This window comes from Streptomyces violaceusniger Tu 4113, from assembly GCF_000147815.2.
Lineage (GTDB): Bacteria > Actinomycetota > Actinomycetes > Streptomycetales > Streptomycetaceae > Streptomyces > Streptomyces violaceusniger_A.
This window is the reverse complement of sequence record NC_015957.1, coordinates 6,224,537-6,249,400: the sequence shown is the minus strand read 5'-3', so window position 1 is coordinate 6,249,400 and position 24,864 is coordinate 6,224,537. Positions and strand designations below refer to the sequence as shown.

General features: G+C 70.9%; 24 protein-coding genes. 14 read left to right on the top strand and 10 right to left on the bottom strand.

All coding sequences use genetic code 11. The features are described 5' to 3' along the window. Positions 1 to 168 precede the first annotated feature (168 nt). Positions 169 to 1,734 carry an alpha-L-arabinofuranosidase B gene (locus STRVI_RS25355; protein WP_014058486.1) on the top strand — a complete coding sequence of 522 codons (1,566 nt, stop codon included), beginning with the start codon at positions 169 to 171 and terminating at the stop codon, positions 1,732 to 1,734. A gap of 49 nt (positions 1,735 to 1,783) precedes the next feature. On the opposite strand, the gene STRVI_RS25350 is transcribed toward STRVI_RS25355, so the two are convergent. Continuing rightward, on the bottom strand, positions 1,784 to 2,554 hold the full coding sequence (locus STRVI_RS25350) for an SDR family NAD(P)-dependent oxidoreductase (RefSeq protein ID WP_014058485.1): 771 nt from the start codon (positions 2,552 to 2,554) through the stop codon (positions 1,784 to 1,786). A 204-nt stretch (positions 2,555 to 2,758) separates the two neighbouring features. Here STRVI_RS25350 and STRVI_RS25345 point away from each other — a divergent pair, with 204 nt between their 5' ends. The 3 genes from STRVI_RS25345 to STRVI_RS25335 all read left to right on the top strand — a co-directional run bounded on the left by STRVI_RS25345 (position 2,759) and on the right by STRVI_RS25335 (position 4,545). Further along, positions 2,759 to 3,283 carry a TetR/AcrR family transcriptional regulator gene (locus tag STRVI_RS25345; protein WP_251982735.1) on the top strand — a complete coding sequence of 175 codons (525 nt, stop codon included), beginning with the start codon at positions 2,759 to 2,761 and terminating at the stop codon, positions 3,281 to 3,283. A gap of 126 nt (positions 3,284 to 3,409) precedes the next feature. Further along, positions 3,410 to 3,787, top strand: coding sequence for a DUF2255 family protein (locus tag STRVI_RS25340; protein ID WP_014058483.1), 378 nt, complete (start codon positions 3,410 to 3,412; stop codon positions 3,785 to 3,787). Between the two features lie 92 nt (positions 3,788 to 3,879). Next, on the top strand, positions 3,880 to 4,545 hold the full coding sequence (locus STRVI_RS25335) for an SDR family NAD(P)-dependent oxidoreductase (RefSeq protein WP_014058482.1): 666 nt from the start codon (positions 3,880 to 3,882) through the stop codon (positions 4,543 to 4,545). A 73-nt stretch (positions 4,546 to 4,618) separates the two neighbouring features. Here STRVI_RS25335 and STRVI_RS25330 read toward each other — a convergent pair whose 3' ends face one another. After that, positions 4,619 to 5,500, bottom strand: a complete 882-nt coding sequence (locus tag STRVI_RS25330) for an aldo/keto reductase (protein ID WP_014058481.1) — start codon at positions 5,498 to 5,500, stop codon at positions 4,619 to 4,621. Positions 5,501 to 5,702: 202 nt separating this feature from the next. After that, positions 5,703 to 6,566 (bottom strand): helix-turn-helix transcriptional regulator, encoded by an 864-nt coding sequence (locus tag STRVI_RS25325; protein WP_014058480.1) that lies wholly within the window; start codon positions 6,564 to 6,566, stop codon positions 5,703 to 5,705. A gap of 195 nt (positions 6,567 to 6,761) precedes the next feature. On the opposite strand from STRVI_RS25325, the gene STRVI_RS25320 reads away from it, so the two are divergent. After that, positions 6,762 to 7,529 carry an SDR family oxidoreductase gene (locus STRVI_RS25320; RefSeq protein WP_014058479.1) on the top strand — a complete coding sequence of 256 codons (768 nt, stop codon included), beginning with the start codon at positions 6,762 to 6,764 and terminating at the stop codon, positions 7,527 to 7,529. 63 nt (positions 7,530 to 7,592) lie between these two features. Beyond that, positions 7,593 to 7,808, top strand: a complete 216-nt coding sequence (locus STRVI_RS25315) for a tautomerase family protein (RefSeq protein WP_014058478.1) — start codon at positions 7,593 to 7,595, stop codon at positions 7,806 to 7,808. 57 nt (positions 7,809 to 7,865) lie between these two features. Here the strand turns inward: STRVI_RS25315 and STRVI_RS25310 are convergent, their stop codons facing one another. Further along, a complete protein-coding gene (locus tag STRVI_RS25310; RefSeq protein WP_014058477.1) occupies positions 7,866 to 9,152 on the bottom strand; it encodes a cytochrome P450 in 1,287 nt (428 codons plus the stop codon). A gap of 767 nt (positions 9,153 to 9,919) precedes the next feature. Between STRVI_RS25310 and STRVI_RS25305 the strand changes: the two genes are divergently transcribed. The 6 genes from STRVI_RS25305 to STRVI_RS25280 all read left to right on the top strand — a co-directional run bounded on the left by STRVI_RS25305 (position 9,920) and on the right by STRVI_RS25280 (position 16,601). After that, the gene (locus STRVI_RS25305) at positions 9,920 to 10,708 is read left to right on the top strand and encodes a trypsin-like serine peptidase (protein WP_150112919.1); all 789 of its coding nucleotides are present in this window, start codon (positions 9,920 to 9,922) and stop codon (positions 10,706 to 10,708) included. 69 nt (positions 10,709 to 10,777) lie between these two features. Next, positions 10,778 to 11,020, top strand: coding sequence for a hypothetical protein (locus STRVI_RS25300; protein WP_014058475.1), 243 nt, complete (start codon positions 10,778 to 10,780; stop codon positions 11,018 to 11,020). Between the two features lie 18 nt (positions 11,021 to 11,038). After that, a complete protein-coding gene (locus STRVI_RS25295) occupies positions 11,039 to 12,334 on the top strand; it encodes a sensor histidine kinase (RefSeq protein WP_150112918.1) in 1,296 nt (431 codons plus the stop codon). Continuing rightward, entirely contained in the window at positions 12,331 to 12,981 is a 651-nt protein-coding gene (locus STRVI_RS25290; protein ID WP_014058473.1) for a response regulator, read from the top strand. Before STRVI_RS25295 ends, STRVI_RS25290 begins: the two co-directional genes overlap by 4 nt. 225 nt (positions 12,982 to 13,206) lie before the next feature. Beyond that, on the top strand, positions 13,207 to 13,974 hold the full coding sequence (locus tag STRVI_RS25285) for an ABC transporter ATP-binding protein (RefSeq protein WP_106685957.1): 768 nt from the start codon (positions 13,207 to 13,209) through the stop codon (positions 13,972 to 13,974). Between the two features lie 95 nt (positions 13,975 to 14,069). Continuing rightward, complete coding sequence (locus STRVI_RS25280) at positions 14,070 to 16,601, top strand: ABC transporter permease (protein ID WP_014058471.1); 2,532 nt, start codon at positions 14,070 to 14,072, stop codon at positions 16,599 to 16,601. 111 nt (positions 16,602 to 16,712) lie between these two features. Here STRVI_RS25280 and STRVI_RS25275 read toward each other — a convergent pair whose 3' ends face one another. From STRVI_RS25275 to STRVI_RS25255, 5 genes are all read right to left on the bottom strand, one after another. Next, the gene (locus STRVI_RS25275; protein WP_014058470.1) at positions 16,713 to 17,876 is read right to left on the bottom strand and encodes a serine hydrolase domain-containing protein; all 1,164 of its coding nucleotides are present in this window, start codon (positions 17,874 to 17,876) and stop codon (positions 16,713 to 16,715) included. Between the two features lie 117 nt (positions 17,877 to 17,993). Then, on the bottom strand, positions 17,994 to 18,704 hold the full coding sequence (locus tag STRVI_RS25270) for a response regulator (RefSeq protein WP_014058469.1): 711 nt from the start codon (positions 18,702 to 18,704) through the stop codon (positions 17,994 to 17,996). Then, positions 18,701 to 19,846 carry a sensor histidine kinase gene (locus tag STRVI_RS25265; RefSeq protein ID WP_435532590.1) on the bottom strand — a complete coding sequence of 382 codons (1,146 nt, stop codon included), beginning with the start codon at positions 19,844 to 19,846 and terminating at the stop codon, positions 18,701 to 18,703. The genes STRVI_RS25270 and STRVI_RS25265 overlap by 4 nt, the downstream gene beginning before the upstream one ends. Positions 19,847 to 19,864: 18 nt before the next feature. Next, positions 19,865 to 20,419 carry a TetR/AcrR family transcriptional regulator gene (locus STRVI_RS25260; protein WP_014058467.1) on the bottom strand — a complete coding sequence of 185 codons (555 nt, stop codon included), beginning with the start codon at positions 20,417 to 20,419 and terminating at the stop codon, positions 19,865 to 19,867. A gap of 26 nt (positions 20,420 to 20,445) precedes the next feature. Then, complete coding sequence (locus STRVI_RS25255; protein WP_014058466.1) at positions 20,446 to 20,919, bottom strand: DUF1348 family protein; 474 nt, start codon at positions 20,917 to 20,919, stop codon at positions 20,446 to 20,448. Between the two features lie 250 nt (positions 20,920 to 21,169). Between STRVI_RS25255 and STRVI_RS25250 the strand changes: the two genes are divergently transcribed. Further along, a complete protein-coding gene (locus tag STRVI_RS25250; RefSeq protein ID WP_215490705.1) occupies positions 21,170 to 22,501 on the top strand; it encodes an FAD-binding oxidoreductase in 1,332 nt (443 codons plus the stop codon). Positions 22,502 to 22,568: 67 nt separating this feature from the next. On the opposite strand, the gene STRVI_RS25245 is transcribed toward STRVI_RS25250, so the two are convergent. Continuing rightward, on the bottom strand, positions 22,569 to 23,732 hold the full coding sequence (locus tag STRVI_RS25245) for an acyl-CoA dehydrogenase family protein (protein WP_014058464.1): 1,164 nt from the start codon (positions 23,730 to 23,732) through the stop codon (positions 22,569 to 22,571). A gap of 145 nt (positions 23,733 to 23,877) precedes the next feature. Here STRVI_RS25245 and STRVI_RS25240 point away from each other — a divergent pair, with 145 nt between their 5' ends. Beyond that, entirely contained in the window at positions 23,878 to 24,831 is a 954-nt protein-coding gene (locus tag STRVI_RS25240; protein WP_014058463.1) for a LysR family transcriptional regulator, read from the top strand. Positions 24,832 to 24,864 lie beyond the last annotated feature (33 nt).

Sequence of the window (24,864 nt, the reverse complement as noted above, 5' to 3'; positions counted from 1 at the left end):
CGGAAACTGCCCCGCCGTCCCGTGCCGGGAGCGGTCAAGTCGTCCATGGCCATTGACGCCGACGGTCGCCGGTCCTACCGTCAAGTTCGATTTCACGGTCAACGTACGAAATCTCGAACCAGGTCGATGACATGCACCTGACACTCGGCACAAGGGAAGGACACCACCATGAAGGTTCCTTCAGGTCTCACGCGCCTCACGAGGGTGAGAAAAGCGCTGCTGTCGGCGGGTACGACAGCAGCCCTCGTCTTCGGGCTGCTGGCCGGCGGAGCGGGCGCCTCCCAGGCCGCGGCGTCCCTGCCGTGCGACATCTACGCCTCGGCCGGTACGCCCTGCGTGGCCGCGCACAGCACCACACGCGCCCTCTACGCTTCCTTCAACGGCCCGCTCTACCAGCTGAAACGCACCTCCGACGGCGGCGTGACCGACGTGGGAACGCTGACGGCGGGCGGATACGCCGACGCCGCCCGGCAGGACTCCTTCTGCGCCGGAACGACCTGCGTCATCAATGTCATCTATGACCAGTCACCGCGCCACAACCACATGCCCATCGAACCGGCCGGCACCGCGGGTCCCGCCAACTCCGGTGTGCCCGCCGACGCGTTACCGGTGACCGCGGGCGGCCACCAGGTCTACGGCGCGTCCTTCTCCGGCCGCATGGGCTACCGGCACACCGCGGCCTCCGGTGTCGCCGTCAACGGCCGGCCCGAGGGTATGTACATGGTCACGTCCGGCACCCATGTCAATGGACTGTGCTGTTTCGACTACGGCAACGCCGAGGTGCAGATCGCCGACACCGGCAACGGCCACATGGACGCCATCAACTTCGGCACGGAGTGCTGGTTCCCGCCGTGCAGCGGATCCGGGCCCTGGGTGCAGGCGGACCTGGAGAACGGCCTGTTCCAGTCGGACAGCGGCTACAGCGAGAACCCCTCGAACACCGGCAACTCGGCGCCCTTCGTCACCGCCCTGCTGAAGAACAACGGGCAGAACCACTTCGCCCTCAGGGACGGCAACGCCCAGTCCGGCAAGCTCACCACCCAGTACGCGGGGCCGGAGCCGTCCAGGCCCGGCTACTCGCCGATGCACCAGGAGGGCTCCATCGTCCTCGGGACCGGCGGCGACAACAGCAACGGGTCCATCGGGTCCTTCTTCGAAGGCGTGATGACCAGCGGTGTCCCGACCGACGCGGCCGACGACGCGGTGCAGGCCAACATCGTCTCCGTGGGCTACGGCGCGCCCAGCCCGGTCGCGGGCGGCACCCTCAACGCGGGCTCGACGATGTCCCTGCGGGCCACCACCCCCGGCTACACCGACCGCTACATCCGCCACCAGGCCAACAGCGCCGTCACCTCCGTGGTGTCCGCCGGCAGCTCCGCACTCGACAAGGGCGACGCGTCCTGGATCGTGCGGCGCGGCCTCGCCAACGCCTCGTGCGTGTCGTTCGAGTCGCGCAACTACCCCGGTGACTTCCTGCGGCACTCCAACTACCAACTGCTCCGGCAACCGATGGACGGCACCGCCGTTTTCCGGGCCGACGCGACGTTCTGCCCCCAGACCGGCAAGAACGGCCAGGGCACCTCGTTCGCTTCGTACAACTACCCCGACCGGTTCATCCGCCACTACGAGAACAAGGCGTACATCGCCTCCAACGGAGGATCCAACGCCTTCGACAGCGCCACGTCGTGGGCCGATGACGTGAGCTGGCGGGTGTCCGCACCCTGGTCGCCGTAGGCCGCCGCAGAGCGCCGTGGCCGGTGAGGGGCCCGGGCGGGGAGTCTTCTCAGTCGCGCAGGCTCATGCCGCCACAGACCGACCACACCTGGCCGTTGACCCATTCGGCGTCGTCCGAGAGGAGAAAGGCCACGGTGCCGGCCACGTCCGCGGGCTCGCCCAGCCGCGGACTACGGGCGATCTTCAGCGCCATGGCCTGCAGCCGCTGGTCGTCCCGCTGCTTCTGGGTGTCGCCCATGACCAGCCCGGGCGCCACGGCGTTGCAGCGGATGCCCTCCTTGCCCCACCGGGAGGCGATATGGCGGGTCAGCGCGTTGATCCCGGCCTTGGAGGCGGCATACGCGGGACGCCGGGGCTCCCCTCCCCAGGCCGCGCCGGAGGAGGTGTTGACGATGACGCCACCGCCCTGGGCCAGCAGGCGCGGGATGACGGCCCGGCAGGTGAGGGCGTAGCCGAGCAGGTTCACCTCGTGGGTGCGGCGCCACAGTGCCGGGTCCATCTCCAGCAGGTCGGTGTCCCGGCCCAGGTGGTCGTCCGAGAGATCGGCGCCGACGTTGTAGAGCCCGTCGACCCCGCCGAACTCGGCGGCGGCCCGGTCGACCAGCGCACCGATGGACTCCTCGTCGGCGAGGTCGAACTCGACGGCGACCGCGGTGCCGCCGGCCTCGGCGATGCGCTGGGAGGTGGCCTTCGCGCCCACGAGGTTGATGTCGCCGACGACGATCGAGGCGCCCTCCTCGGCGAGCCGCTCGGCCGTGGCGGCGCCGATCCCGGTGGCGCCGCCCGCGACGACGATCCTCTTGCCCTGAAGTCCTCGCATGCCGCTCTCCCGCTCACAGAGGTCTGGAACCGAAGAATCACCGTGAATCAGCATTCCTAGCATGGAACCCGGTGTCACAACAGGGCTCGGATCTCATGGCTGCGATCGTGGTTCAGCCCGGCGGTAGAATCGCGGGGTAACGGAACGGCGCGTACGAGCACGAGAGACATCGCGCGAGCGGCCATCCGGGCCGAACTGGCCGAGGTGGCGTCCGGTCTGTTCCGGAGCAAGGGCTTCGAGAAGGTCACCATCAACGACCTGGCCGCGGCCGCCGGTGTCTCGCGCAGCACCTTCCTGCGCTACGTCGGCAGCAAGGAAGAGGCCGTTCTCAGCGCCTTCGATGCCCACGGCGAGCGGGCCGCCGACGCCCTGCGGGCCAGGCCCGCCGACGAGGACGACTGGACGGCACTGCGGCGCGCGCTGGACGTCGTCATCGCGTACCACCGCCGGGACCCGGTCAGCGCCCTCGCGACGACCCGTCTGGTCCGGAACACCCCCGCCCTTCGTGCCCGGCTGCTGGAGAAGCAGAACGGCTGGCGGCCCGAGCTGGCGCAGGCCCTCGCCGAGCGGCCCGGCGACGATCCGCGTCCCACGCCCCTGGCCCTGTCGGTGAAGGCCGCCGCCGCTCTGGGCTGCCTGAACATCGCCCTCGACCACTGGACCGCTTCCGACGGCCGCCCCGACCTCACCGCCCTCCTGGACGAGGCGTTCGCCGCCCTCGCCGGGTGACCTCCCGCTCGGCATACTGTTCGATGGGGCATCGTTCGCCGGCCGCCGGGGGACGGATTTCTCCCTGGTTGCTTTCCTCCCGAGATGGAATTCTCCCCTTTCGGTTACTCGTGAAGGAGGCAGACGATGACGACATGGACCAGCGACGAACTCAACCGGATCGCGACGACGGACGAGCTGGAAATGGCGCCGCTGCAAGGCGACGGCACACCGCGTACGGCGGTGCCGATCTGGGTCGTCCGTGACGGCGACGACCTCTACGTCCGGTCCTACCGGGGCACCGGCGGCTCCTGGTGGCGCACGGCACATGGAAGTCACGAGGGCCACATCCGCTCCGGCGGCGTGGACCGGGACGTCACCTTGATCGAGGAGGGCGACCCCGGTGTCAACGACCGGGTCGACAACGCGTACCGCTCCAAGTACGGCCGCTACAGCGGCACCTATGTCGAGCCAATGGTCGCGGACACGGCGCGCGCCACGACGCTGAGGCTCGTGCCCCGGTGACGGCTAGCGAGCCGGCCACCGACGACCGCCTTCACCACACCCCGCCACCGCGACACCCCGGCCCCTGAGGCGCCCGAGCACCCGGAGAACTCATGACCACCCTTGCCATCATCGGAGCCGGCCCCGGTCTCGGCGCCGCCGTCGCGCGGCGCTTCGGCCGTGAGGGCTACGACACCGCCCTCATCTCCCGCGACCAGGACCGGCTCGACGACCTGGCCGCCGGCCTCACCGGCGAGGGCGTGACCGCGCGCGGCTTCGCCGCCGACGTACGCGATCCGAAGGCCCTCACCGCCGCCCTGGACGCCGCGGCCGCGGCCCTGGGGCCGATCGAGGTTCTGCAGTACAGCCCGGTGCCGCAGCGGGAATTCATGCTGCCGGTCCTGGACACCACCGCCGACGACCTCGCGGGCCCGATCGAGTTCTCCGTGTACGGCCCCGTCACCGCCGTACGGCAGGTGCTCCCCGGTATGCGCGCCCTGGGCCGCGGCACGGTGCTCTTCGTCAACGGAGGCACCGCCGTGGTGCCACACCCCGAGCGCGCGGGCACCTCCATCGCCTTCGCCGCCGAGAGCGCGTACGGCCGGCTGCTGCACGACACCCTCGCAGACGAGGGCATCCACGTGGCACAACTGATCATCCCGGGTGCGATCGTTCCCGGGCACGACAAGAAGGACCCGGCCGTGCTGGCGGACACCCTGTGGACCCTGCACCAGGATCGGCACGGCTTCCGCCACTTCGCCGACGACCTGGAGTCCTGACCCGGTCCAGGTCAGGTGTGTGCGGGGCGGCCCGGTGGCCGCCCCGCGCGGTGTCTCAAGGAGAAGCGGTGGCTCAGGAGAAGGTGTCGGGCCCCACCTGGTCGGGGTCGGGACCGCCGCGCGCTCCGGTGTCGAGCGCGTCGATGGCGGCCACCTCGTGGGGGGTGAGGGAGAAGTCGAAGATCGCGATGTTCTCCGCGATGCGGTGTGGTTTGACGGACTTCGGGATCGCGCACAGGTCGTGCTCGACGTGCCAGCGGAGGATGATCTGGGCCGGGGACTTGCCGTATTTCTCGGCGAGACCGGTGATGGTGGGCTCCTGGAGCGGGTCCCTGACCTTGTCCGGGCTCTCGCCCCCGTAGCGGTTCACTCCGCCGATGGGTGACCAGGACTGGGTGATGATGCCCTGGCGGACGTCGAAGGCGCGCAGCTCCGGCTGGGTGAAGAACGGATGCAGTTCCACCTGGTTCACCGCGGGCACGACGTCGGTGCGCGCCATGAGATCGGTCAGGTGTGCGGGAGTGTGGTTGCACACGCCGATGGCCCGCACCCGGCCGTCGGCCAGCAGCTTCTCGGCCGCCTTGTACGAGGCCACGGTGGTGTCGAACGCGGACGGGGCCGGCCAGTGCAGCAGATACAGGTCGAGCTGGTCCAGGCCCAGCTTGGCGAGGCTGGTGTCGAAGGCGCGGAGGGTGGCGTCGTAGCCGTAGTCGGTCATCCATAGCTTGGTGATGACGAAGATGTCCTCGCGGCCGATGCCCGAGCGGGCGATGCCCTCACCGACCTCCTTCTCGTTGCCGTAGGCGGCCGCGGTGTCGATGAGGCGGTAGCCGTTCTCGATCGCGGTCGTCACCGCGGGGATGGTCTCGTCGGGCGGGCTCTGGTAGACGCCGAGGCCCAGAGTGGGCATCCGCACGCCGTTGTTCAGGGTCAGAAGAGGGGCTGGTCCATTCATACGGGATCCTTGTGTGCGTCGGAGACCGGCGGGCCCGCCCGGTGCCGTGCCCCGGCACGGGATAGAGCCCGCTCGTACTGCGACAGGGTTCCCGGTGACTGGGCGTGTGCTCGCTCCGTACCTCGAACGTCACCACGTTGGCGCGATCAGGGCGCCGTGCCCGGACCCGGAGGCCGCCGCCCGGGCGCCGTATGACAGGGGATCACGGTGAGGTGCTGTTCTCGTCGGCCGTCATGTCCTGTGTGCCGATGACCGAGAGAAGTTCGAGCTGGGCGGCGCCTTCGGTGCCGGGCGGGGCGCTGAACCACAGCAGGCGCTGGTGGCCGTCCTCGCTGAACAGGGAGTGGCAGTCCAGCTCGATGACGCCCAGCGCGGGGTGGACGATGCGCTTGTGGTCGGTCCGCCGGAGGGCGACGTCGTGGGTGTCCCAGAGGGTGGCGAACTCCTCGCTGTGGCGTCGCAGCGCGGCCACCATCCGCCGTAGCTCGGTGTCGCCGCCACGCCGGGCGGCAACGGCCTGCAGGTCGGCGACGAAGACCCGGGAGTGGTGGGGGTGGTCCTCGGGCGGGTAGAGCGCACGGGCGTCCGGATCGGTGAACCAGCGGTGGACGAGGCTGGCCGCGGGCCCGCGGACCGCCGGGGGACGGCCGACCAGCGCGGCGGCCAGCTCGTTCTGCACCAGGGTCTGGTGCAGGTCGGTGATGACCTGGGCGGGGGTGGTGGCCAGCCGGTCCAGCAGGCCGAGCAGGGCCGGCTGGACCTGCGCGGCCGGGCCGTGCGTCACCGGGGGAACGGGGCGGTCGGCGAGGTGGAACAGATGGTCGCGCTCGTCGCCGTTCAGCCGCAGCGCCCGGGCGAGGGCGGTCAGCACCTGGGCCGAGGGCTGAGCGCCGCGTCCGCGCTCCAGCTCGGTGTAGTAGTCCGCGGACAGCCCGGCAAGCTGGGCGACCTCCTCGCGCCGCAGCCCGGGCACCCGGCGCCGCGGACCGGTGGGCAGGCCCACGTCGGCCGGGCGGATGCGGTCGCGCCGGGATTTGAGGAACGCGGCGAATTCGGAATGGTTCACGCCCCCATGGTCGCCTGTGCCGGTGGGCCGAGCCAGGGGCTGACAACCCCTGGGTGGAGACAGCCCTGGCTGGCGCGGAGGCCCCGGCCCAGAGTGGAGACACCGACGGGGCGTCGGCGGCGACACCGCCGACGCCCCGGGCCACGGCCACACCATGTGGCATCCGCCAGCCAGCACCCTGTTCCAGGAGTCCCCATGTCACCCCAGGCAACCGCGCCCCAGCACCCCACCGACCGGCCCCGCGTCGCCATCGTCACCGGCGGCTCCCGCGGTATCGGCCAGGAGGCGGTGAAGCGGCTGGCCGCCGACGGATACGCCGTCGTGGTCGGATACGCGGGCCACCGGGAGCCGGCCGAAACCGCCGCCCATGACATCGCCGCCGCCGGTGGCCGGGCCGTCGCCGTCCGGGCCGACGTGGCCGACGAGCAGCAGGTGGCCGCGCTCTTCGACACCGCGGAGTCCGAGTACGGCGGGGTCGACGTCGTCGTCCACGCGGCCGGCCGGCTGTATCTGACCCCCATCGCCGAGCTGGACCTGGCGGAGCTGGACGCGCTGCACCGCACCAACATCCGCGGAACCTTCGTCGTCGCCCAGCAGGCCGCCCGCAGGATCCGCGGCGGCGGGGCGCTCATCACCTTCTCCACGTCCATCGTGGGCCTGGCCCTGCCCGCCTACGGCGCCTACAGCGCCAGCAAGGGAGCGACCGAGGCACTCACGATGATCCTGGCCCGCGAGCTGCGCGGCCGGGACGTCACCGTCAACACCGTCGCCCCCGGCCCCACCGCCACCGACCTGTTCCTCGAGGGCAAGGACGAGGAGACCATCGCCCGGATGGCGGCCCAGCCCCCGCTGGAGCGCCTCGGCACCCCCACCGACATCGCCGAGGTCGTCGCCTTCCTCGCCTCCCCGGCCGGCCACTGGGTCAACGGCCAGGTCATCCGCGCGAACGGCGGCATCGTCTGACCGCCACGGCGCCCCCGCACTACTGCCTTCCACCCCGTTTCCCCGCCAGGAGAGAGAACGACCATGCCCTTCGCGAACTTCAAGGTCCCCGCCGGATCCCTCGACGAGAAGCAGAAGCAGGAGATCGTCACCCGCACCACCGAGCTGTACGTCGAGATCTACGGTGAGCGCGCCCGCGCCAACACCCTGGTCGTGGTCGAGGAGGTCACCGACGGCGGCTGGGGCATCGGCGGCAACGTTCTGACCCTCGCCATGCTCCAGCAGCCGCCCGGCCACTGACACCGGCGGACCCCCCCCGGCCCCCGGCGCCGCTCGGCGCCGGGGGAGTCCCGGGTACTAGCCCGCGGTGACCGCCGTGGGGCTGAAGGTGACGGGCAGCGATTCCAGGCAGCGGTACCAGAAGGAGTCCACCCACTTCAGCTCCTCGGGCGCGACCGCCAGCGTCAGGTCCGGGACGCGGTCCAGCAGCACCTCGATCGCCGTCTCCGCGATGATCCTGGCCGTCTCGGGGCCGCCCACCGGGCAGCCGTAGTCACCGCCGCTGAAGCTGACATGCGAGTGGTTCCCGCCGTGGCCGACGGGGGTGTCGGGCCACAGCAGCGGATCGGCGTTGGCGGCGGCCAGGCCGAGGACGATGAGGTCGCCGGTGTGGATGCGCCGGCCCCCGAGAGCGGTGTCCCGGGTGGCGTACCGCCCGATGAGGTTCTGCAGCGGGGAGTCCGCCCACAGCACCTCGCTCATGGCCTCGCCGATGCTGCGGCGGTTGCCCGAGAGGGTCATGGCGAAGCGCTCGTCGGTGAGCATCAGCCGCAGGGTGTTGCCGATCCAGTACGAGGTGAGCGGCAGCGCGGCCGCCATCAGCACCATCAGGTCGGCGGTCTGCTGCTCCTCGGTGAGGTCCGGGGTGTTCAGGATGAACTGGGAGGTGAGGTCGGGGCCCGGCGCCTCGCGCTTGGCCTTCACCAGCTCCGCCACATACGCGGCGACCTGCTGCTGGCTGGCGATGGCTTCCTCGTTGGAGAGGAACGAGACGGCCAGCCCTCCCGCCAGGGCCCCCAGCCCGGCCTCGTCGTCGGACAGGCCGAACAGCTCGGCCGTGGCGAGAGTGGGCACCGAGTAGATGTAGTCGTACACCAGGTCAGCCTTGCCGCTCACGGCGAACTTGTCGATGAGCTGGTCGGCGAAGCGCTCGCAGTGCCCGCGCAGCACGAAGGGGTCGACCGTGGCGAGGGCCTCGCTGGCGGCCGTCGCACGCTGCCGGTGCTCCTCGCCCTCCGTGAAGGTCATCATCGGGCTGTACGCCACCCACGGCATGAGCGGCCAGTCCGGCGGCACGCTGTCCCAGCCGTTCCAGCGGCGCGGGTCCCGGCCGAAGGTCTCGACGTCGGACAGCACCTGGCGCGTCTCGCGGTAGCCGAGGACGAACCAGGCGTCGATGTCGCCCTCGAGCAGGACGGGCGCGACCTGCCCGCTGTCGTGCCGTATCCGCTGGTAGGTCTCGGTCGGCCGGCGTCGGAAATCCGGCCCGTACAGCCGTGCGGCGTGGGCGGGGCAGCCCGGGGGTGGTGCCTCCGGTGTGGGGTGCGGGGCCTGCGTGTCCTGGTCGTCCTGGGGGTTCGTCACTGCATTGTCTTCCTCGGGAGCGGCGGATCTGCGGGGCTGCCGGGAGGCTAACGAAGTGATCGCGTCAGGCCAACTTCCCTGCGGTGACGATTGCTCGGCGGATCCCCGTGGTGCGCCGGGCGAGTCGTGGACGAGATGGGGCGGCGGGCGGTCCGTCGTGCTCCCGTATCCGCTGCGGTGGGCGGTGCATATCGCACTGCGCGGGGCTGCTGTGCCTACATGAATGGCCCCTCCATGAATTCGTCCGGAGAAATGCGAATGCGGATTCCGGACACTGTGGGAGTGGGGCGGACGTCGCCACAGAGACGGTGGTGGGACGTGTCGTGCGTTGACGCGCGTCGACGCCTCGGAATTCCTCGTTCAATGCGGTACAAGACCCATTCCACTTTTGCCGGGCAGGGCAGCCCAGAAGCCGGGAAGCGATTTTCCGTACCGCCCGGGCTGTAATGCCTGGCCGGATACCGTTCTCGCCACCCGCAGTCCCTTGCCGTGCGCACTTCACCGCGCGATACGGTGCGGCCGGGATTTCACCGGGGGCATCCGCTCCCTGTCCCGATCAAAATTTGGGGGGACTGGTGCAGATACGCAAGGTCGTTTTAGCGGCGAGCGGAGTGGTTTTCGCGTTCGCCCTGACGATTCCGGCGGCCGCGTCCGCCGACTCGCACAGCACCGTCACACGTACCGCGGATTCCGCGGTGTCCACACACAAGAGTGCGGCGTCCCGCTCGTCCGTTGAGTCCGTCGAGAATTACTGGACTCCGCAGCGCATGCGCAGAGCCGTCGAAGCCGACACGCCCGCCGACGCCAAGGCGTCCCGGAAGGCGGCCATCGACGCGGCGGCCAAACCCTCTCAGCTCGCGAAACCGCAGAAGGCGACCACTTCGAAGAAGGCCCGCGGGGTCCGCATCGCGACCTCGATCGTGCAGGGGAAGGTCTTCTTCCACAACCCGACCAACGGCGGCGACTACGCCTGCTCCGCCGCGGCGGTCAACAATCCGACGAAGAACATGGTGTTCACCGCCGGGCACTGCGTCCACGGTGGCGCCGGCGGCACCTGGGCGACCAACTGGGTGTTCGTACCCGCCTACTACAACGGCTCACGGCCGTACGGAACCTGGTCCGCCAAGACGCTGACCTCGTTCAACGGCTGGATCAACAACAGTGACCTGAACTACGACATCGGCGTGGCCAACGTCTGGGACAACGGCACCAGCAAGCTGGTCAACACCGTCGGCGGCATGGGGCTCGGCTACAACTACGGGTACGTCAACACCGTGACCGTCTGGGGCTACCCGGCCGCCTTCGGCTACGACGGCGAGGTGCCCTACGTCTGCCAGAACATCGGCACGTGGCAGGACGGCTCCCGGGTGCAGAACGGGTGCACCATGGTCGAGGGCGCCAGCGGCGGCCCCTGGCTGCGGGACTACAACGAGACCACGGGCCTGGGGACCGAGATCGGGGTCACCAGCACCCGGACCGATCCGCCCGCCTACATCGACAGCCCCTACTTCGACAACAAGATCCAAACGATCTACAACAACACCGCGAACGGCTGAGCACCACACCGCACTCGGCCGGGGCCCCGCATCCAGGGGTCCCGGCCTCCGGCATCGGGAGACAACGCCATGCGCCCGCTCACTGCAGCCCTCCTCACCGCGGCGATCGCGGCAACCGGCATCGTCGCGGCCCTCGCCGTCGCCGCCCGGGGCCAGGACACCGGCGATCCCCCCGCCCCGGACACCCCACGGAGCCACCGGGCGGATCCGCCGGACCCCTCGTACTGGACACCGGAGCGGGTGCGCGACGCCCGGCCCGCGCCCATGCCCACCGACCCGCACGCGGGAGGCGGGCGGCAATCGCCGCCGTAGGTGCGTAGGGTGGCGCGGGTGCGAATAGCTGTGTCCTCCGGCCGGCGCGCCGGTTACCGAAGCTGGCCGGGGCGGATCCTGATCTCGGCGCTGGCGCTGTTGTTCCTCTTCTCCGTCTATGAGGACATGACGGAGCGGATCGTCTTCGACCCGGCCTTCGACACGGAGGCCTTCGTCGGGGACTGGGTGCCGGTCTGCTCCGGAGCCCTGGCAGGGGCGATGGCCGTGCTGGCCGCGGTGCGCGATTCCCGATGGGTCCCGCGGGCCGCGCTGGTGGCCTGCGCCGGCACCTTCGTGGCCACGGTGGCCTACCACCTGCTGCCGGTGAACATGGTGACCAGCGAGAGCAGCGGCAGCGAACTCATGGGCCAACTGGTCCTCCTCGCCGTGGCGGTGCGCCGCTGCACGCCCCGGTGGGCCCCGGTGGTCGTGGCGGCGGTGGGCGTCAGCGTGTTCTCCGTCCCGGTGCTGCGGGACTCGGATCCCGGCCACTTCTCCGGCAGCACCGTGCTGGCACTGGCCCTGGCCTTCGTCTGCGGCCTGGTGCTGCGCCTCTACGACGTCCAACAGGAACGCACCGGACAACTGGTCCGGCAGGAGGAACGGCTCGCGCTCGCCCGCGACCTGCACGACACCGTGGCCCATCAGGTGACCGCGATCGTGGTGCAACTGCAGGCCGTGCGCCATGTCACCGGCCGGGGCACCCCCGACCCGCGGATGCTGAACGAGATGCTCGAGGCCGTCGAGCACGCGGGCGGCGAGGCGCTGACGTCGATGCGGCGCCTGGTCGGTTCGATGCGCGGTGACGAGACCCCGCGGCATCCGGAGAACCTCGGCGAGGTGCTGACCCGGATCGTGGACGAGGCACGGGCGACGGGGCTGCCGATCCGGCTGGACCTCGGACGGGACCTGCCGGAGGACGTCCCCACGGAGGTCACCGGCGGGCTGAGCCGCGTCCTGCAGGAAGCCCTGACCAATGCCCAGCGCTATGCGCGCGGAGCGCGGTCGGTGGACGTGTCCGCCCGGGTCGCGGCGCGCCACGCCGAACTGGTCGTCGAGGACGACGGACAAGGCTCCCCGTCCGGACACCGCGGCAGCCTCGGCCGGCTCGGCGGCGGCTTCGGCATCATGGGCATGCGGGAGCGGATCGAGCTGCTCGGCGGCGCCTTCGAGGCGGGGCACCGCCCCGAGGGCGGGTGGCGGGTCCACGCCTCCGTACCGCTGCACCCCGACGAGGCTTCACGGAACGCCCGTGCACGCGGGCGGCGCACCGTACGATCCGGGTTGCGGCTACGGGAGGGCAGGACGGCATGACCATACGCATCCTGGTCGCGGACGATCAGCATCTGGTGCGGGCCGGGTTCCGCATGGTGCTGTCGGCCGAGTCCGACATGGAGGTGGTGGCCGAGGCCGCCGACGGGGCCTCGGCCCTCTCGCTGGCCCGCGAGACACGGCCGGACGTGTGCCTCGTGGACATCCGGATGCCCCCGCCCGACGGTCTGGAGGTCACCCGCCGACTCGCCGGCGGCGGTCATCCCGGAGCGCCGAAAGTGGTCGTGGTCACCACCTTCGACCTCGACGAATATGTGTATACGGCGCTGTCGAACGGAGCGTCGGGCTTCCTCCTCAAGGACGCCGGCCCGGCGCTGCTGACCGAGGCCGTCCGGGCGGCCGTCCGCGGGGACGCCATGGTCGCCCCGCAGATCACCCTCCGCCTGCTGCAGCACTTCACCAAGGCGCGGCGACGCGGCGCATCCGAGCCGGCCGAGCCGCTGACCGACCGCGAGGAGGAGGTCATCCAGGGCATCGCCCGTGGACTGACCAACCCGGAGATCGCCGCCGAGCTGTACATCGCGCCCAGCACCGTCAAGACGCATCTGGGGTCGGTCCAGGCGAAGCTGGGCCTGCGCAACAGGGTCGAGGTCGCGGCCTGGGCCTTCCGCTCGGGGCGTGCCGAATAGCGGTCCGGCCGGAATAGCGATCCCGCCGGAATAGCGATCCGGCCGTGATTGCGGTCGGGCCGGAATGGCGGTCCCGCGGCGATCTCCCCCGATCGGGGGATGCGGTGCCGGATGTTCGGGGGATCCGCCGGCGGGTGGCTGAGCGGGAGGCTCATGGACGTCGCCATCAGCGGCGACACCCTCTGCCACGAGGGGCAATCCACCGAGCGTCCACCGAGGATCGGCATGCACGCAAACCTGCCCCCTTCCGCCCCGGAGATCTACGCGGCCCACGCCACCGACCTGACGAAGGTGTACGGCACGGGGGACACCCGTGTGGTGGCCCTCGACACGGTCACGGTCGGCTTCGTCCGGAGCCAGTTCACCGCGATCATGGGTCCCTCAGGGTCGGGGAAGTCCACCCTGATGCACTGCGTGGCCGGGCTCGACTCGCTGTCCTTCGGATCGGTCCGCCTCGGCGACACGGAGATCGGCTCCCTGAACGACCGTCAGCTCACCCGGCTGCGCCGCGACCGCATCGGCTTCGTGTTCCAGGCGTTCAACCTGCTGCCCACCCTGAGCGCCGTGGAGAACATCACCCTCCCCATGGACATCGCGGGTCGCAAGCCGGAACAGGCCTGGCTGGAGAGCATCATCCGGACCGTCGGCCTGGCCGACCGGCTCGACCACCGGCCCGGCCAGCTCTCCGGCGGCCAGCAGCAGCGCGTCGCCGTCGCCCGCGCGCTGGCCGGGCGGCCCGACATCGTCTTCGCCGACGAGCCCACCGGCAACCTGGACTCCCGCAGCGGGGCCGAGATCCTCGAGTTCCTGCGCGGCTCCACGAGCGCGCTGGGCCAGACCGTCGTCATGGTCACCCACGACCCCGTCGCCGCCTCCTACGCGGACCGTGTCGTCTTCCTCGCCGACGGGCGCATCGTCGACGAACTCCACGCGCCCACCGCCGAGGCCGTCCTGGAGCGCATGGGACACCTGACGCCCGCGCAACGGGCCTGACGCCTACGCGCCAGGTCTGACGCCTACGCGCCACGTCCAACGCGTGTCCCGCTCCCCGAGCACCCCTCACCCGGCACCCTCCCGGAAGGCCGCCCGTGTTCCGCACCGCCTTGCGCAACGTCCTCGCGCACAAAGCCCGCCTGCTGATGACCATGCTCGCCGTTCTGCTCGGCGTCGCCTTCGTCGTGGGCACCCTCGTCTTCACCGACACCGTCGGCAACGCCTACAAGGAGCGCTCCCTCACCGCCCTGCGCAATGTCTCGGTCCAGGCCACCCCGCCGTTCGACGAGAAGGCCGGCGAGCCCGGAACCGTGGGGGAGGACACGCTGCGGCGTCTGCAACGGCTGCCCGGAGTGGCGTCCGTGACCGGTTCCGTCGAAGGGTTCGCCGCCGTGGCCGCGAAGGACGGCCACCCCCTCGGCGAGGACGACGTGAGCATTGCGGGCAACTACTTCCCCCAGGCCGACGGCGAGGACAACCGCCACCCGCTGACCGCCGGACGCGCCCCCACCGGACCCGACGAGGTGCTGGTGGACACCAGCACCGCCGACCAGGGCGGCTACAAGGTCGGCGACACCGTCCGGCTGGCCGTCGACGGACCGGTGCTGCACAAGAAACTCGTCGGCATCGTCCGCACCGACGACACCTCCGGCTCCGGCGGCACCTTGGTGCTCTTCGACGACGCGGCCGCGCAGAAGCTGTTGCTGAAGCCCGGCCAGTACGACGGTGTCTCCCTCGTGGCCGACCGCGGCACCTCCGAGCAGCGGCTCGCGGCCGAGGCGCGCGACCTGCTGCCCGATGACTCCGAGATCAGCACGGGGGCGCAGTTGCGCGAGCAGCAGCAGGCCGAGGCCGCCCAGGGGGCGGATGGGCTCAACCAGGTGCTGCTCGTCTTCGCGGCCATCGCCCTGTTCGTCGGCATCTTCGTCATCGGCAACACCTTCACCATGCTGGTCACCCAGCGTTCCCAGGAGATGGCCCTGATGCGGGCCGTCGGCGCCGAGCGCCGCCAGGTGACCCGCTCCGTCCTCATCGAGGCCGCCCTGCTGGGGCTGTGCGCAGGGGCCGCGGGGTTCCTCCTCGGTATCGGCGTGGCCATGGGCATCCGGCAGTTGTTCGCGTCCACCGGATCCGGCTTCCCCGACGGGCCGTTGGTCGTCGCCCCGGGCACCGTACTGGTCTCGTTCCTGGTGGGCGTCGTCGTCACCATGCTCGCCGCCTATCTGCCGGCCCGCCGCGCCGCCGCCGTGCCTCCCGTGGCCGCCATGTCCGCGCTCCACACACCCCCGCCGGTCCGCAGCCTCCGCAGGCGCAACACCATCGGTGTCGCCCTGATCGTGATCGGTGTGCTCGGCGTGGTGTACACGGCGTCCAGCGGCGAGCAGGGCCGGACCACCGTCCTCTTCCCGTCCGTCCTGCTGCTCATCGGCATCATCGTGGTGACCCCGGCGCTCTCCGGCCCGGCCATCGCCCTGGCCGGGCCCCTCCTGCGCCGCTTCGGTGTCCCGGGCACGCTGGCCCCGCGCAACGCCCGGCGCAACCCCCGGCGCACCGCCTCCACGGCCTCGGCCCTGATGATCGGGCTGTCCATGGTCACCGGCCTCACGGTGGTCGCGGTGTCCGCCACGACATCGCTGCGCGAGCGGGCGGAGAACACCGTCACGGCCGACTTCGAGATCTCGTCGAGGAGCAGCGGCCACCTGCCCGCGTCGGTCCAGGACACCCTGGCCAAGTCCACGGCCGTGACCTCCTCGAGCCCGCAGCGCCAGAGCGCCGTCCGGATCGGCGGCGACGAGGTGCACCTGACCGGTGTGGACGCCCCGAGCATCGGCCACCTCCTCGATCCGAGCTTCGTATCGGGGTCGCTCGCGGCACTGGGCGCGGACGGCGGCAAGAACCTGCTGATCGACACCTCTACGGCCGACATCTACGGATGGACCATGGGACAGCGGGTGCCGGTGGTCTACGGCGACGGCAGCAGGGGCACCCTGCGGATCGGCGGCATCTACCGCAACGACGAGTTCCTCCCGGCCACCATGATGCCGCTGGCCACCCTCGAGCCCCATCTGAAGGAGATCGAGGACACCTCGGTCCTGGTGCACACCAAGGACGGTGACGGCGAGACGGTACGTCGGTCCCTGCAGCGCGCCCTCGACCAGAACCCCCTCATCCGGCTTCGGAACACCGACGACCTGGCCGAGTCCGCCGGCGGCGACGCCATCACCCTGCTCCTCAACATCCTGTACGGGCTGCTGGCCATGGCCGTGGTGATCGCCGTCCTGGGAGTCGTCAACACCCTCGCGATGTCCGTGTTCGAGCGCACCCGTGAGATCGGGATGCTGCGCGCGGTGGGACTCCAGCCCGAGCAGACCAAGCGGATGATCCACCTGGAGTCCGTCCTCATCTCGCTCTTCGGAGCCCTTCTGGGCATCGGCGCGGGCATCTTCCTCGGCTGGGCCGCGGGCAGGCTCGCCTCCGACAGCATCCAGGGGTACGAGATGGTCATCCCCTGGGGCCGCATCGCCGTGGCCCTGGCAGGCGCCGCACTCGTCGGCGTGGTGGCGGGACTCTGGCCCGCCCGCCGGGCGGCCCGGCTGAACGTCCTCACCGCCCTCAAGGCGGACTGAGGCGCGCGGGGTACGGCTTGGACGCGGGCGGCGGTCGGACTGGTTCCACCGCCGCCACGCGTGCCACCCGGCGCATTCCCCCGAACGCTCCGGGGCTCCCCACCCGAGCGCTCAGGGATTGCCGTAGGCGGCCACCATGATGTTCCGCGCCACCTCGTTCATCTCCTGGCCCTTGGCATCCGTGGAGTTGACGCTGTAGACCAGGGTGCGCGAGCCGTCGCGGGTGGAGGCGACGCCGGTGTTGTAGCCCCAGCGGCTGCCCGTCTTGCCCCACACCTCACGGCCGCCCAGCTTTTTCATCGAGAGGCCGGCCGAGTACGCGGCCGGGTCGCCGGTTCCCCAGTCCGCCACCTTCGGCAGGGTGAACATCTCGCGCAGCAGCGGGCCGCGCACCACGTGTCCCTGGAACAGGGCCTTGGTGAACCGCTCCAGGTCCGCCGTGGTCGAGATGATGTCACCGGCCGCCCAGCCGTCCGTCGGCCCCCACACCGACACATCACGCGGACCGGTCGTGCCGTCGTCCAGCCGCATCGTCTGGTAGCCGTGGTTGTGCGGGCCGAGGATGTGTGGATCGGCCCCCGGGAGATAGGTGTCGCGCAGCCCCAGCGGCTTCAGGATCCGGCGGGCCACCTGGTGTTCGTACGAGTGGCCCGAGACCCGCTCGATGACCAGAGCGGCGATGGTGTAGCCGATGTTCAGATAGTGCTGCTTCTGGCCGGGCGGGAACTCGCGGTTCTTCGAGGTCGCCGAGCGGACCATGTCCTCGGGGTCATGGATCCGGAAGCGGTCGGCGTACCGCTCCTCGACCGTGTCCCCGGGGAAGTCAGGGGCCGGGATGCCGTGCGTGTGATGGAGCAACTGCCGGACGGTGACCTTCCCGTACGCTGCCGGGATCAGCTCCGGCAGATACGAACGAGCGCTGCGGTCCAGGTCGAGCGTGCCCTCGGTGGCCAGTTGCAGGGCGACCGCGGCCGTGAAGACCTTGGTCACGGAACCGGCGCGGAAGCGGCCCGCCGGATCGGCCGGCCGGTTGGTCCTCAGGTCGTGCACACCCGAACTGCCTCTCCAGACGCCCTCGGAGCCCCCGGCCCGTACCAGCGCGGCCGTCGCGTCCCGCGTCGGCAGACCCGCGATGGCGGCTTCCAGCGCCGGAATCCCGGACCGCGTGGGGACCGCCGCGGACGAGGTGGCCGCGAGGGCCGGCGGCACCGCCGGGCCCGCCACGACGCCCAGGACGAGCGCCGCGGCCAGCAGCGTGCGTCTGGTGCTCTGCATGGTCAACTCCAGTGCTATGGGCGCGATATGGGCGCCGTATGAGCCATTGCTCCCGATGGCTCCATCCTGGTGACCGGCGGTCTGTCGCGGATCGCCCGCGCGAGCGTGTTCGGGGGGTCAGTTCCTCGCCGACGCGGGGGAGGAGCCGGGCCGGGACGCTCCCCCGGGCGGGGGATCCCCGACCGTGATCAGGCCCGTCTCGTATGCGCAGATCACCGCCTGGATCCGGTCCCGCAGTCCCAGCTTGGCGAGCACGTTGCCGACATGCGTCTTGACGGTGTGATCGCTGACCACCAGCTCCGCCGCGATCTCGGCGTTCGACAGGCCGCGCGCGAGCAGCAGCAGTGTCTCCCGCTCCCGTGCGGTCAGCATGTCCAGGCGGGGATCGGGCCGCCGTGGCCGGGCGGTCGCCCGGGTGTACTGCTCCACCAGACGCCGGGCCACCGACGGCGCGAGCAGCGAGTCGCCCCGCGCCACCACCCGTACCGCGTGCACCAGATCGTCCCTGCGCACATCCTTCAGCAGGAAGCCGCTCGCGCCCGCGTGCAGCGCTTCGTACACATACTCGTCGGAGTCGAAGGTCGTCAGCATCACCGTCCGGCAGGCGCCGTCCGCGCCGATCGCTCGGCATGCCTCGATACCGTCCATACCCGGCATCCGGATGTCGAGCAGCGCCACATCGGGCGCGTGCCGCCGCACCGCCTCGACGGCCTCGGCCCCGTCGCCCGCCTCCGCGATCACCTCGATGTCCGGCTGGGCGTCAAGGATCATGGAGAAGCCGCTGCGCACCAGCTCCTGGTCGTCGGCCACCACCACCCGGATCGTCAACGCGCCACCTCCGCCGAGGAGAGTACGGGGAGGCGGACCCGTACCTCGAAGCCCCGGCCGTCCGGGCCCGGCCCGGTGACCGCCGTACCGCCGTGCGCCGCGGCCCGCTCACGGACCCCGATCAGACCGTGGCCCCCGCCGGAACCGGACTGCGGTCCGCGCCCGTCGTCCAGCACCCGGATGTCCACGGCGCCCTCACCATAGATGAGTTGAACGGAGACGGTACGGGCTCCCGCGTGCTTGACCACGTTGGTCAGCGCCTCCTGGACGATCCGGACGACGGTCGCCCCGGTGGCGTCCGGCAGCGGTCGCACGGCCCCCGCCGACTCGTACGCGACCTCGAGGCCACTCGCCCGTACCCGGTCGAGAAGACCGGACAGACCGGCCAGGCCCGGCTGCGGCTCCCGCGGGGCGCGGTCCGGCTCGTCGCCCGTGCGCAGCACTCCCAGCATCCGGCGCAGTTGGACCATCGCCTCCCGGCCCGTCGTGGAGATGGCGTCGAAGGCGGCCTCGGCCCGCTCCGGAGCCGTCCGCACCGCCACCGGACCGGCCTCCGCCTGCACGATCATCAGGCTTACCGCATGGGAGAGGATGTCGTGCATCTCCCGTGCGATCCTGGCCCGTTCGCGGGCGGCGGCCCGCTCCGCCTCGATCCGGTTCGCCCGCTGCCGGGCATCGGTCAGCCGCCCGAAGACATAGGCCGCCGCGAACACGAAGAGGGAGAAGGTGAGCTCGCGCGCCGTCCGGGTGTTCAGCCACACCGACACCGGCACGGCGACCGCCAGCAGCCCCCCGGTGACCAGCCGCTTCCACGGCGGTGACAGGACGGCGACCGTGTAGACGATGACGAGCCCGGTGTAGGGCAGCGGCTGTCCGGGGCCTTCCACGGCCAGCTTGTACAGCGCGCTCGTCGCGATGATGGCGGTCAGCACGGCGAGGGGAGCGCGCCGACGCCAGATCAGGGGGACGACGGTGAGTGTGGTCAGCCCGTACGCGGGCCAGGTCGCCGGTTCCAGATCGGGTGGCCGCGGCACCACGAACGGCATCGTCATGGCCGCCTGGACCAGGAGCGCGATCCCCAGGTCAACGGCCTGAGGATGGGCTGCTCCCAGCGCCCGGCCCCGCTCCCACCACCCCCGCACAAGACAGGATGGTATCCGTTATGCCGCCGCCAGCAGCAGGCGCGCGGCCTCTTTCGCCCGGTGCGCGGGTTCGGCGCTGCCGGTGATCGCCGCGGTGGCGATGGCGCCTTCGGCGAGGAGGCCCACGTGCTCGGCCAGTGAAGGCGGTTTGCCCGCGGCCGCCGTCAGCTCGGCGAGGTACCCGAAGAACGCCTCCTTATGGGCGCGTGCCGTCTCGGCCACGGGCGAGGAGGTGGCGCCGAGTTCCCCGAAGGAGTTGCTGAAGGCGCAACCCCGGAAGTCCGGCTCGCCGAACCACTCGTGGAGCCAGTCGAAGACCGCCAGGATGCGTTCCTCGTGGGTGTCCTTGGCATCGGCGTACGCGGCCAGCCTCTGACGCCAGCGGATGTCGCGCCGCCGCAGATACGCCTGTATGAGCTCCCCTTTGGACGGGAAGAGCTGGTAGAGCCGTTTGAGGGAGACGCCGGAGGCGGAGCGGATCTCGTCCATGCCCACCGCCTGGAGCCCCCGTCCGTAGAACAGGGTCTCGGCCGCGTCGAGGATCCGGAGCTCCGCGGTCTCGGGACTGATCATTTCGCCGTTCTCCTGGTGCCGGTCGGTCAGAGGCCGAGGTCGCTCAGCCCGGGGTGGTCGTCGGGGCGGCGCCCGAGCGGCCAGTGGTAGCGACGCTCCGACTCCTTGATGGGGAGGTCGTTGATGCACGCGTAGCGCAGGCGCATCAGACCGGCGTCGTCGAATTCCCAGTTCTCGTTGCCGTAGGAGCGGAACCAGTTGCCGGAGTCGTCGTGGCATTCGTAGGCGAAGCGCACGGCGATGCGGTTGCCGTCGAAGGCCCACAGCTCCTTGATGAGCCGGTAGTCCAGCTCGCGCGCCCATTTGCGGGTGAGGAAGGCGATGATCTCGTCGCGGCCGGTGACGAACTCCGCGCGGTTCCGCCAGCGCGAGTCGACGGTGTAGGCCAGGGCGACCTTCTCCGGGTCGCGGGAGTTCCAGCCGTCTTCCGCCAGCCGGACCTTCTGGACGGCGGTCTCCCGCGTGAACGGGGGGAACGGCGGGCGTGGAGCGTCGGTCACAGCGTCTCCTTGTGAGCGGTGGAGCGGGGCGGGGAAGGGGAGAACGAGCATTCTCCTCTTCGGGTGCGAGCATAGGAGAACGATGGTTCTCGCGCAAGGACCGGCCCGCGGCCGTCCTGGTGGCGGGGGCGGTGAGCGCGGCTTGTCGGTGCGGTGGGTACCGTGCGAGCGGAATGACCGTGCTCGACGACAAGGCAGGGGACCGGGCGTGTTGATCGATGATCTGCGGCAGGAGCTGCCGGACGGCCGGATGGTCGAGGACCCCGGCGTCGCCGCCGGATTCGTCCACGACGAGGCGGAGTGGGCGCCGCACGGCACGCCCCTCGTGGTGGTGCGGCCACGCACGGCGCTGGAAGTGCGTTCCGTGGTGCGGGCCTGTGTACGGCACGGCGTTCCGCTGGTCACCCGGGGGGCGGGCACCGGTCTCTCCGGTGGCGCCAACGCCGTCGAGGGCTGTGTGATGCTCTCCACCGAGGCCATGGACACCATCCACGAGATCGACCCCGTGGAGCGCCTCGCGGTCGTCGGACCGGGTGTGGTCAACGACGATCTGCGGGCCGCCTGCGCCGAGCAGGGCCTCTGGTACCCGCCGGATCCGGCGAGCGCACCCTGGTCCACCATCGGCGGCAATGTGGCGACCAACGCGGGCGGGCTGTGCTGTGTGAAGTACGGCGTCACCCGCGACTATGTGCTCGGCCTGGAGGTGGTGACCGGCACCGGTGAGCTCGTGCGGCTCGGCCGCAGGACCGCCAAGGGGGTCGCCGGGTACGACCTGGCGGGGCTGATGGTCGGCTCCGAAGGCACCCTGGGAGTGATCACCGAGGTCACGGTGCGGCTGCGGCCGCGGCGTGAGGCCGAGCGCACGGTCGCCGGATACTTCTCCTCGGTCGTGGCGGCGGGACGCGCGGTCGCCGCGATCGGGGCCGCAGGCCTCACCCCGTCCGCGCTGGAGCTGATCGACCGGCACTGCCTGGCGGCGGTCGACAAGTGGAAGAACATGGGCCTGTCCGTCGACGCGGACGTGGTGCTCCTCGGCCGTACGGACGCCCCGGGCCCGGCCGGTGCGCAGGAAGCAGAGCGCATGCTCGCCTGTTTCGAGGAGGCGGGAGCGACCTGGGCCGCGCAGTCCACGGACCAGGAGGAGGCCGACGCGCTGTTCTCGGCCAGGCGGCTCGCCTATCCGGCGCTGGAGCGGCTGGGCCCGGTGCTCACCGAGGACGTCTGCGTGCCCAAGGCGGCCGTACCGGAGATGCTGGCGCGGATCGAGCGCGCCGCCACCCGCCATGACACGCTCATCGCCAACATCGCCCACGCCGGTGACGGCAACCTCCACCCGCTGCTGATCACCCAGCCCGGCGACACGGCGGCCCGGGAGCGGGCCCAGGCCGCCTTCCACGACATCATCGCGGACGCCATCGACCTCGGCGGCACGGTCACCGGTGAACACGGGGTGGGCCTGCTGAAGCGGGACGGTCTGGAACGGGAGCTCACATCGGCCGTTCTGGAGATGCACCGTGCCGTCAAGGCGGCGCTCGACCCGCATGGGATTCTCAACCCGGGCAAGGTCATCGCAGGCGGCTGAGCGCGCGGCAGGCGAGCGGACGTCACTCCAGCCCGCCTCACTCCAGCCCGCCTCACTCCCCTCCACCTCACTCCAGTCCGCCACGCTTGACGAGCTGCGCCGCGATCACATTGCGCTGGATCTCATTGGTGCCCTCACCGACGATCATCAGGGGCGCGTCGCGAAAGTAGCGCTCCACGTCGAACTCGGTGGAATAGCCGTAACCACCGTGGATGCGGACGGCGTTGAGCGCGATCTCCATGGCGGTCTCGGAGGCGAACAGCTTCGCCATGCCCGCCTCCATGTCCACGCGCCGCCCCGCGTCGGCCGCCCGCGCGGCATACAGGGTGAGCTGACGGGCCGCGGTCAGCGAGGTGGCCATGTCGGCGAGGTAGTTGCCGATCGACTGGTGTTGCCAGATCGGCTTGCCGAACGACTCGCGTTCCTGGGCGTAGGCCAGCGCGTCCTCCAGCGCCGCCCGGCCGACGCCGAGCGCACGGGAGGCGACCTGCAGCCGGCCGGTCTCCAGCCCCTTCATCATCTGGGCGAAGCCCTTGCCCTCCACACCGCCCAGAACGGCGTCGGCCGGGGCACGGTAGCCGTCGAACGACAACTCGCAGCTCTCGACGCCCTTGTAGCCGAGCTTGGGCAGATCGCGGGAGACCGTCAGACCGGGCCCGTGCTCGACCAGCAGGATGGAGATGCCCTGGTGCGCGGGGGTGGCGTCGGGGTCGGTCTTGCAGAGCAGGGCGATCAGTTGGGAGCGCCGGGAGTTGGTGATCCAGGTCTTGGAGCCGTCCACCACATAGCCGTCCGCGTCCTTACGGGCCACGGTGCGCATGGCCTGGAGGTCGGAGCCGCCGCCCGGTTCGGTCAGCGCCAGGGTGGCCCGGATCTCGCCGGTGGCCATCCTCGGCAGATAGCGGCGCTTCTGTTCCTCGGTGCCGAAGCGCAGCAGGAGGGTGGCGACCACGGTGTGGCCGCCCATCGCACCGGCCAGGCTCATCCAGCCGCGGGCCAGTTCCTCGGTGATCAGGACATAACACGGGGTGGAGACGGGGGTGCCGCCGTACTCCTCCGGGATGGCGAGCCCGAAGACACCGAGCTGTTTCATCCGCTCGATCAGGGCCTCGGGGTAGGTGTTGGTGTGCTCCAGCTCCTGGACGACCGGTTTGACGTCGTTGTCCACGAAGTCGCGCACCGTCCTGACGATGAACCGCTCGTCCTCGGACACGATGTCGAGGGTGCTCATGCTCTGACACTCCTGCGGGGCGGGAAGACGGGGGAGGCGGGATTGGCTTCCGAGCTCAGTGTCATCATGGACACTCATGGACGTGCCAGTGAAATAGCAATACGTGATACGTCCATGCCGGGCGCGGATGGCTGGAGAGCGAGCGTTGGACGTCAAACAACTCAAGGCACTCGTCACGGTCGCCGAGGTCGGCAGCGTCACCCGGGCCGCGGAGTTGCTCCATCTGGTCCAGCCCGCGGTCACCCGGCAGATCCGCACCCTGGAGCAGGAGCTGGGCGTCCTCCTTTTCGAGCGGACCCGGCAGGGCATGCGGCCCACCGAGGCCGGCGCGATCATGGCCGACCGCGCTCGCCGCGCCCTGAACGAGCTGGAGCGCGCCCGTGCCGAGGTCCAGCCGACCCCGGGCGTGGTGACCGGCATCGTCACCGTGGGCCTGCTGGAGAGCACCACCGATCTGCTGGCGGAGCCGCTGGTGTCCGCGCTCGCCCGGGACCACCCCGGGATCGAGCTGCGCCTGATGACGGCGTACTCCGGGCACCTCCAGCAATGGCTGGACGACGGCGACCTGGACCTCACGCTGCTCTACAACCTGGCCGGCGCACCGTCGCTGAACCTCCGTCCCCTGGTGCGCGAGCGGCTGTGGGCGGTCGCGCCACCGTCCGAGGGGCTGCGTGGCGATCAGCCCGTCCCCTTCGCGCGGGCCGCCGAGCATCCGCTGGTCATGCCCGCGGCCGGGCACGCCCTGCGCAGCCTGATCGACGGGGCCGCCGGACGGGCGGCGGTCGAGATGGACGTCGTCGTGCAGACCAACTCCATGCGGGTGCAGAAGCAACTCGTCCGGGCCGGGCACGGCTGGACGATCCTGCCGGGGCTGGGCATCGCCGAGGACGTGGCCGATGGCACACTCAGCGCGGCACCGCTCAGCGCACCCGCCGTATGGCGTTCGATCGTCCTCGCGACGTCGAGAGCCGGGCGGACACCACCAGCGGTGGAGGCCGTCGCCCGGGAACTGCTCCACCAGATCACCTCGGCCGTGGACCAGGAGCGGTGGCCCTCCGCCCGGCTGCACACGCGGGCCGCACCCACCGAAGACACCTGAAGCCCGGATCCCCGAAAAACGACCCGTGAAGCC

What these genes read in the sequence shown, in the direction of transcription:
- STRVI_RS25260 (WP_014058467.1), bottom strand. Translation starts at nt 20,419, where the DNA reads ATGATCAGTCCCGAGACCGCGGAGCTCCGGATCCTCGACGCGGCCGAG.
- STRVI_RS25330 (WP_014058481.1), bottom strand. Translation starts at nt 5,500, where the DNA reads ATGAATGGACCAGCCCCTCTTCTGACCCTGAACAACGGCGTGCGGATG.
- STRVI_RS25305 (WP_150112919.1), top strand. Translation starts at nt 9,920, where the DNA reads ATGCGCAGAGCCGTCGAAGCCGACACGCCCGCCGACGCCAAGGCGTCC.
- STRVI_RS25320 (WP_014058479.1), top strand. Translation starts at nt 6,762, where the DNA reads ATGTCACCCCAGGCAACCGCGCCCCAGCACCCCACCGACCGGCCCCGC.
- STRVI_RS25340 (WP_014058483.1), top strand. Translation starts at nt 3,410, where the DNA reads ATGACGACATGGACCAGCGACGAACTCAACCGGATCGCGACGACGGAC.
- STRVI_RS25315 (WP_014058478.1), top strand. Translation starts at nt 7,593, where the DNA reads ATGCCCTTCGCGAACTTCAAGGTCCCCGCCGGATCCCTCGACGAGAAG.
- STRVI_RS25350 (WP_014058485.1), bottom strand. Translation starts at nt 2,554, where the DNA reads ATGCGAGGACTTCAGGGCAAGAGGATCGTCGTCGCGGGCGGCGCCACC.
- STRVI_RS25335 (WP_014058482.1), top strand. Translation starts at nt 3,880, where the DNA reads ATGACCACCCTTGCCATCATCGGAGCCGGCCCCGGTCTCGGCGCCGCC.
- STRVI_RS25250 (WP_215490705.1), top strand. Translation starts at nt 21,170, where the DNA reads ATGGTCGAGGACCCCGGCGTCGCCGCCGGATTCGTCCACGACGAGGCG.
- STRVI_RS25285 (WP_106685957.1), top strand. Translation starts at nt 13,207, where the DNA reads ATGCACGCAAACCTGCCCCCTTCCGCCCCGGAGATCTACGCGGCCCAC.
- STRVI_RS25245 (WP_014058464.1), bottom strand. Translation starts at nt 23,732, where the DNA reads ATGAGCACCCTCGACATCGTGTCCGAGGACGAGCGGTTCATCGTCAGG.
- STRVI_RS25290 (WP_014058473.1), top strand. Translation starts at nt 12,331, where the DNA reads ATGACCATACGCATCCTGGTCGCGGACGATCAGCATCTGGTGCGGGCC.
- STRVI_RS25355 (WP_014058486.1), top strand. Translation starts at nt 169, where the DNA reads ATGAAGGTTCCTTCAGGTCTCACGCGCCTCACGAGGGTGAGAAAAGCG.
- STRVI_RS25300 (WP_014058475.1), top strand. Translation starts at nt 10,778, where the DNA reads ATGCGCCCGCTCACTGCAGCCCTCCTCACCGCGGCGATCGCGGCAACC.
- STRVI_RS25275 (WP_014058470.1), bottom strand. Translation starts at nt 17,876, where the DNA reads ATGCAGAGCACCAGACGCACGCTGCTGGCCGCGGCGCTCGTCCTGGGC.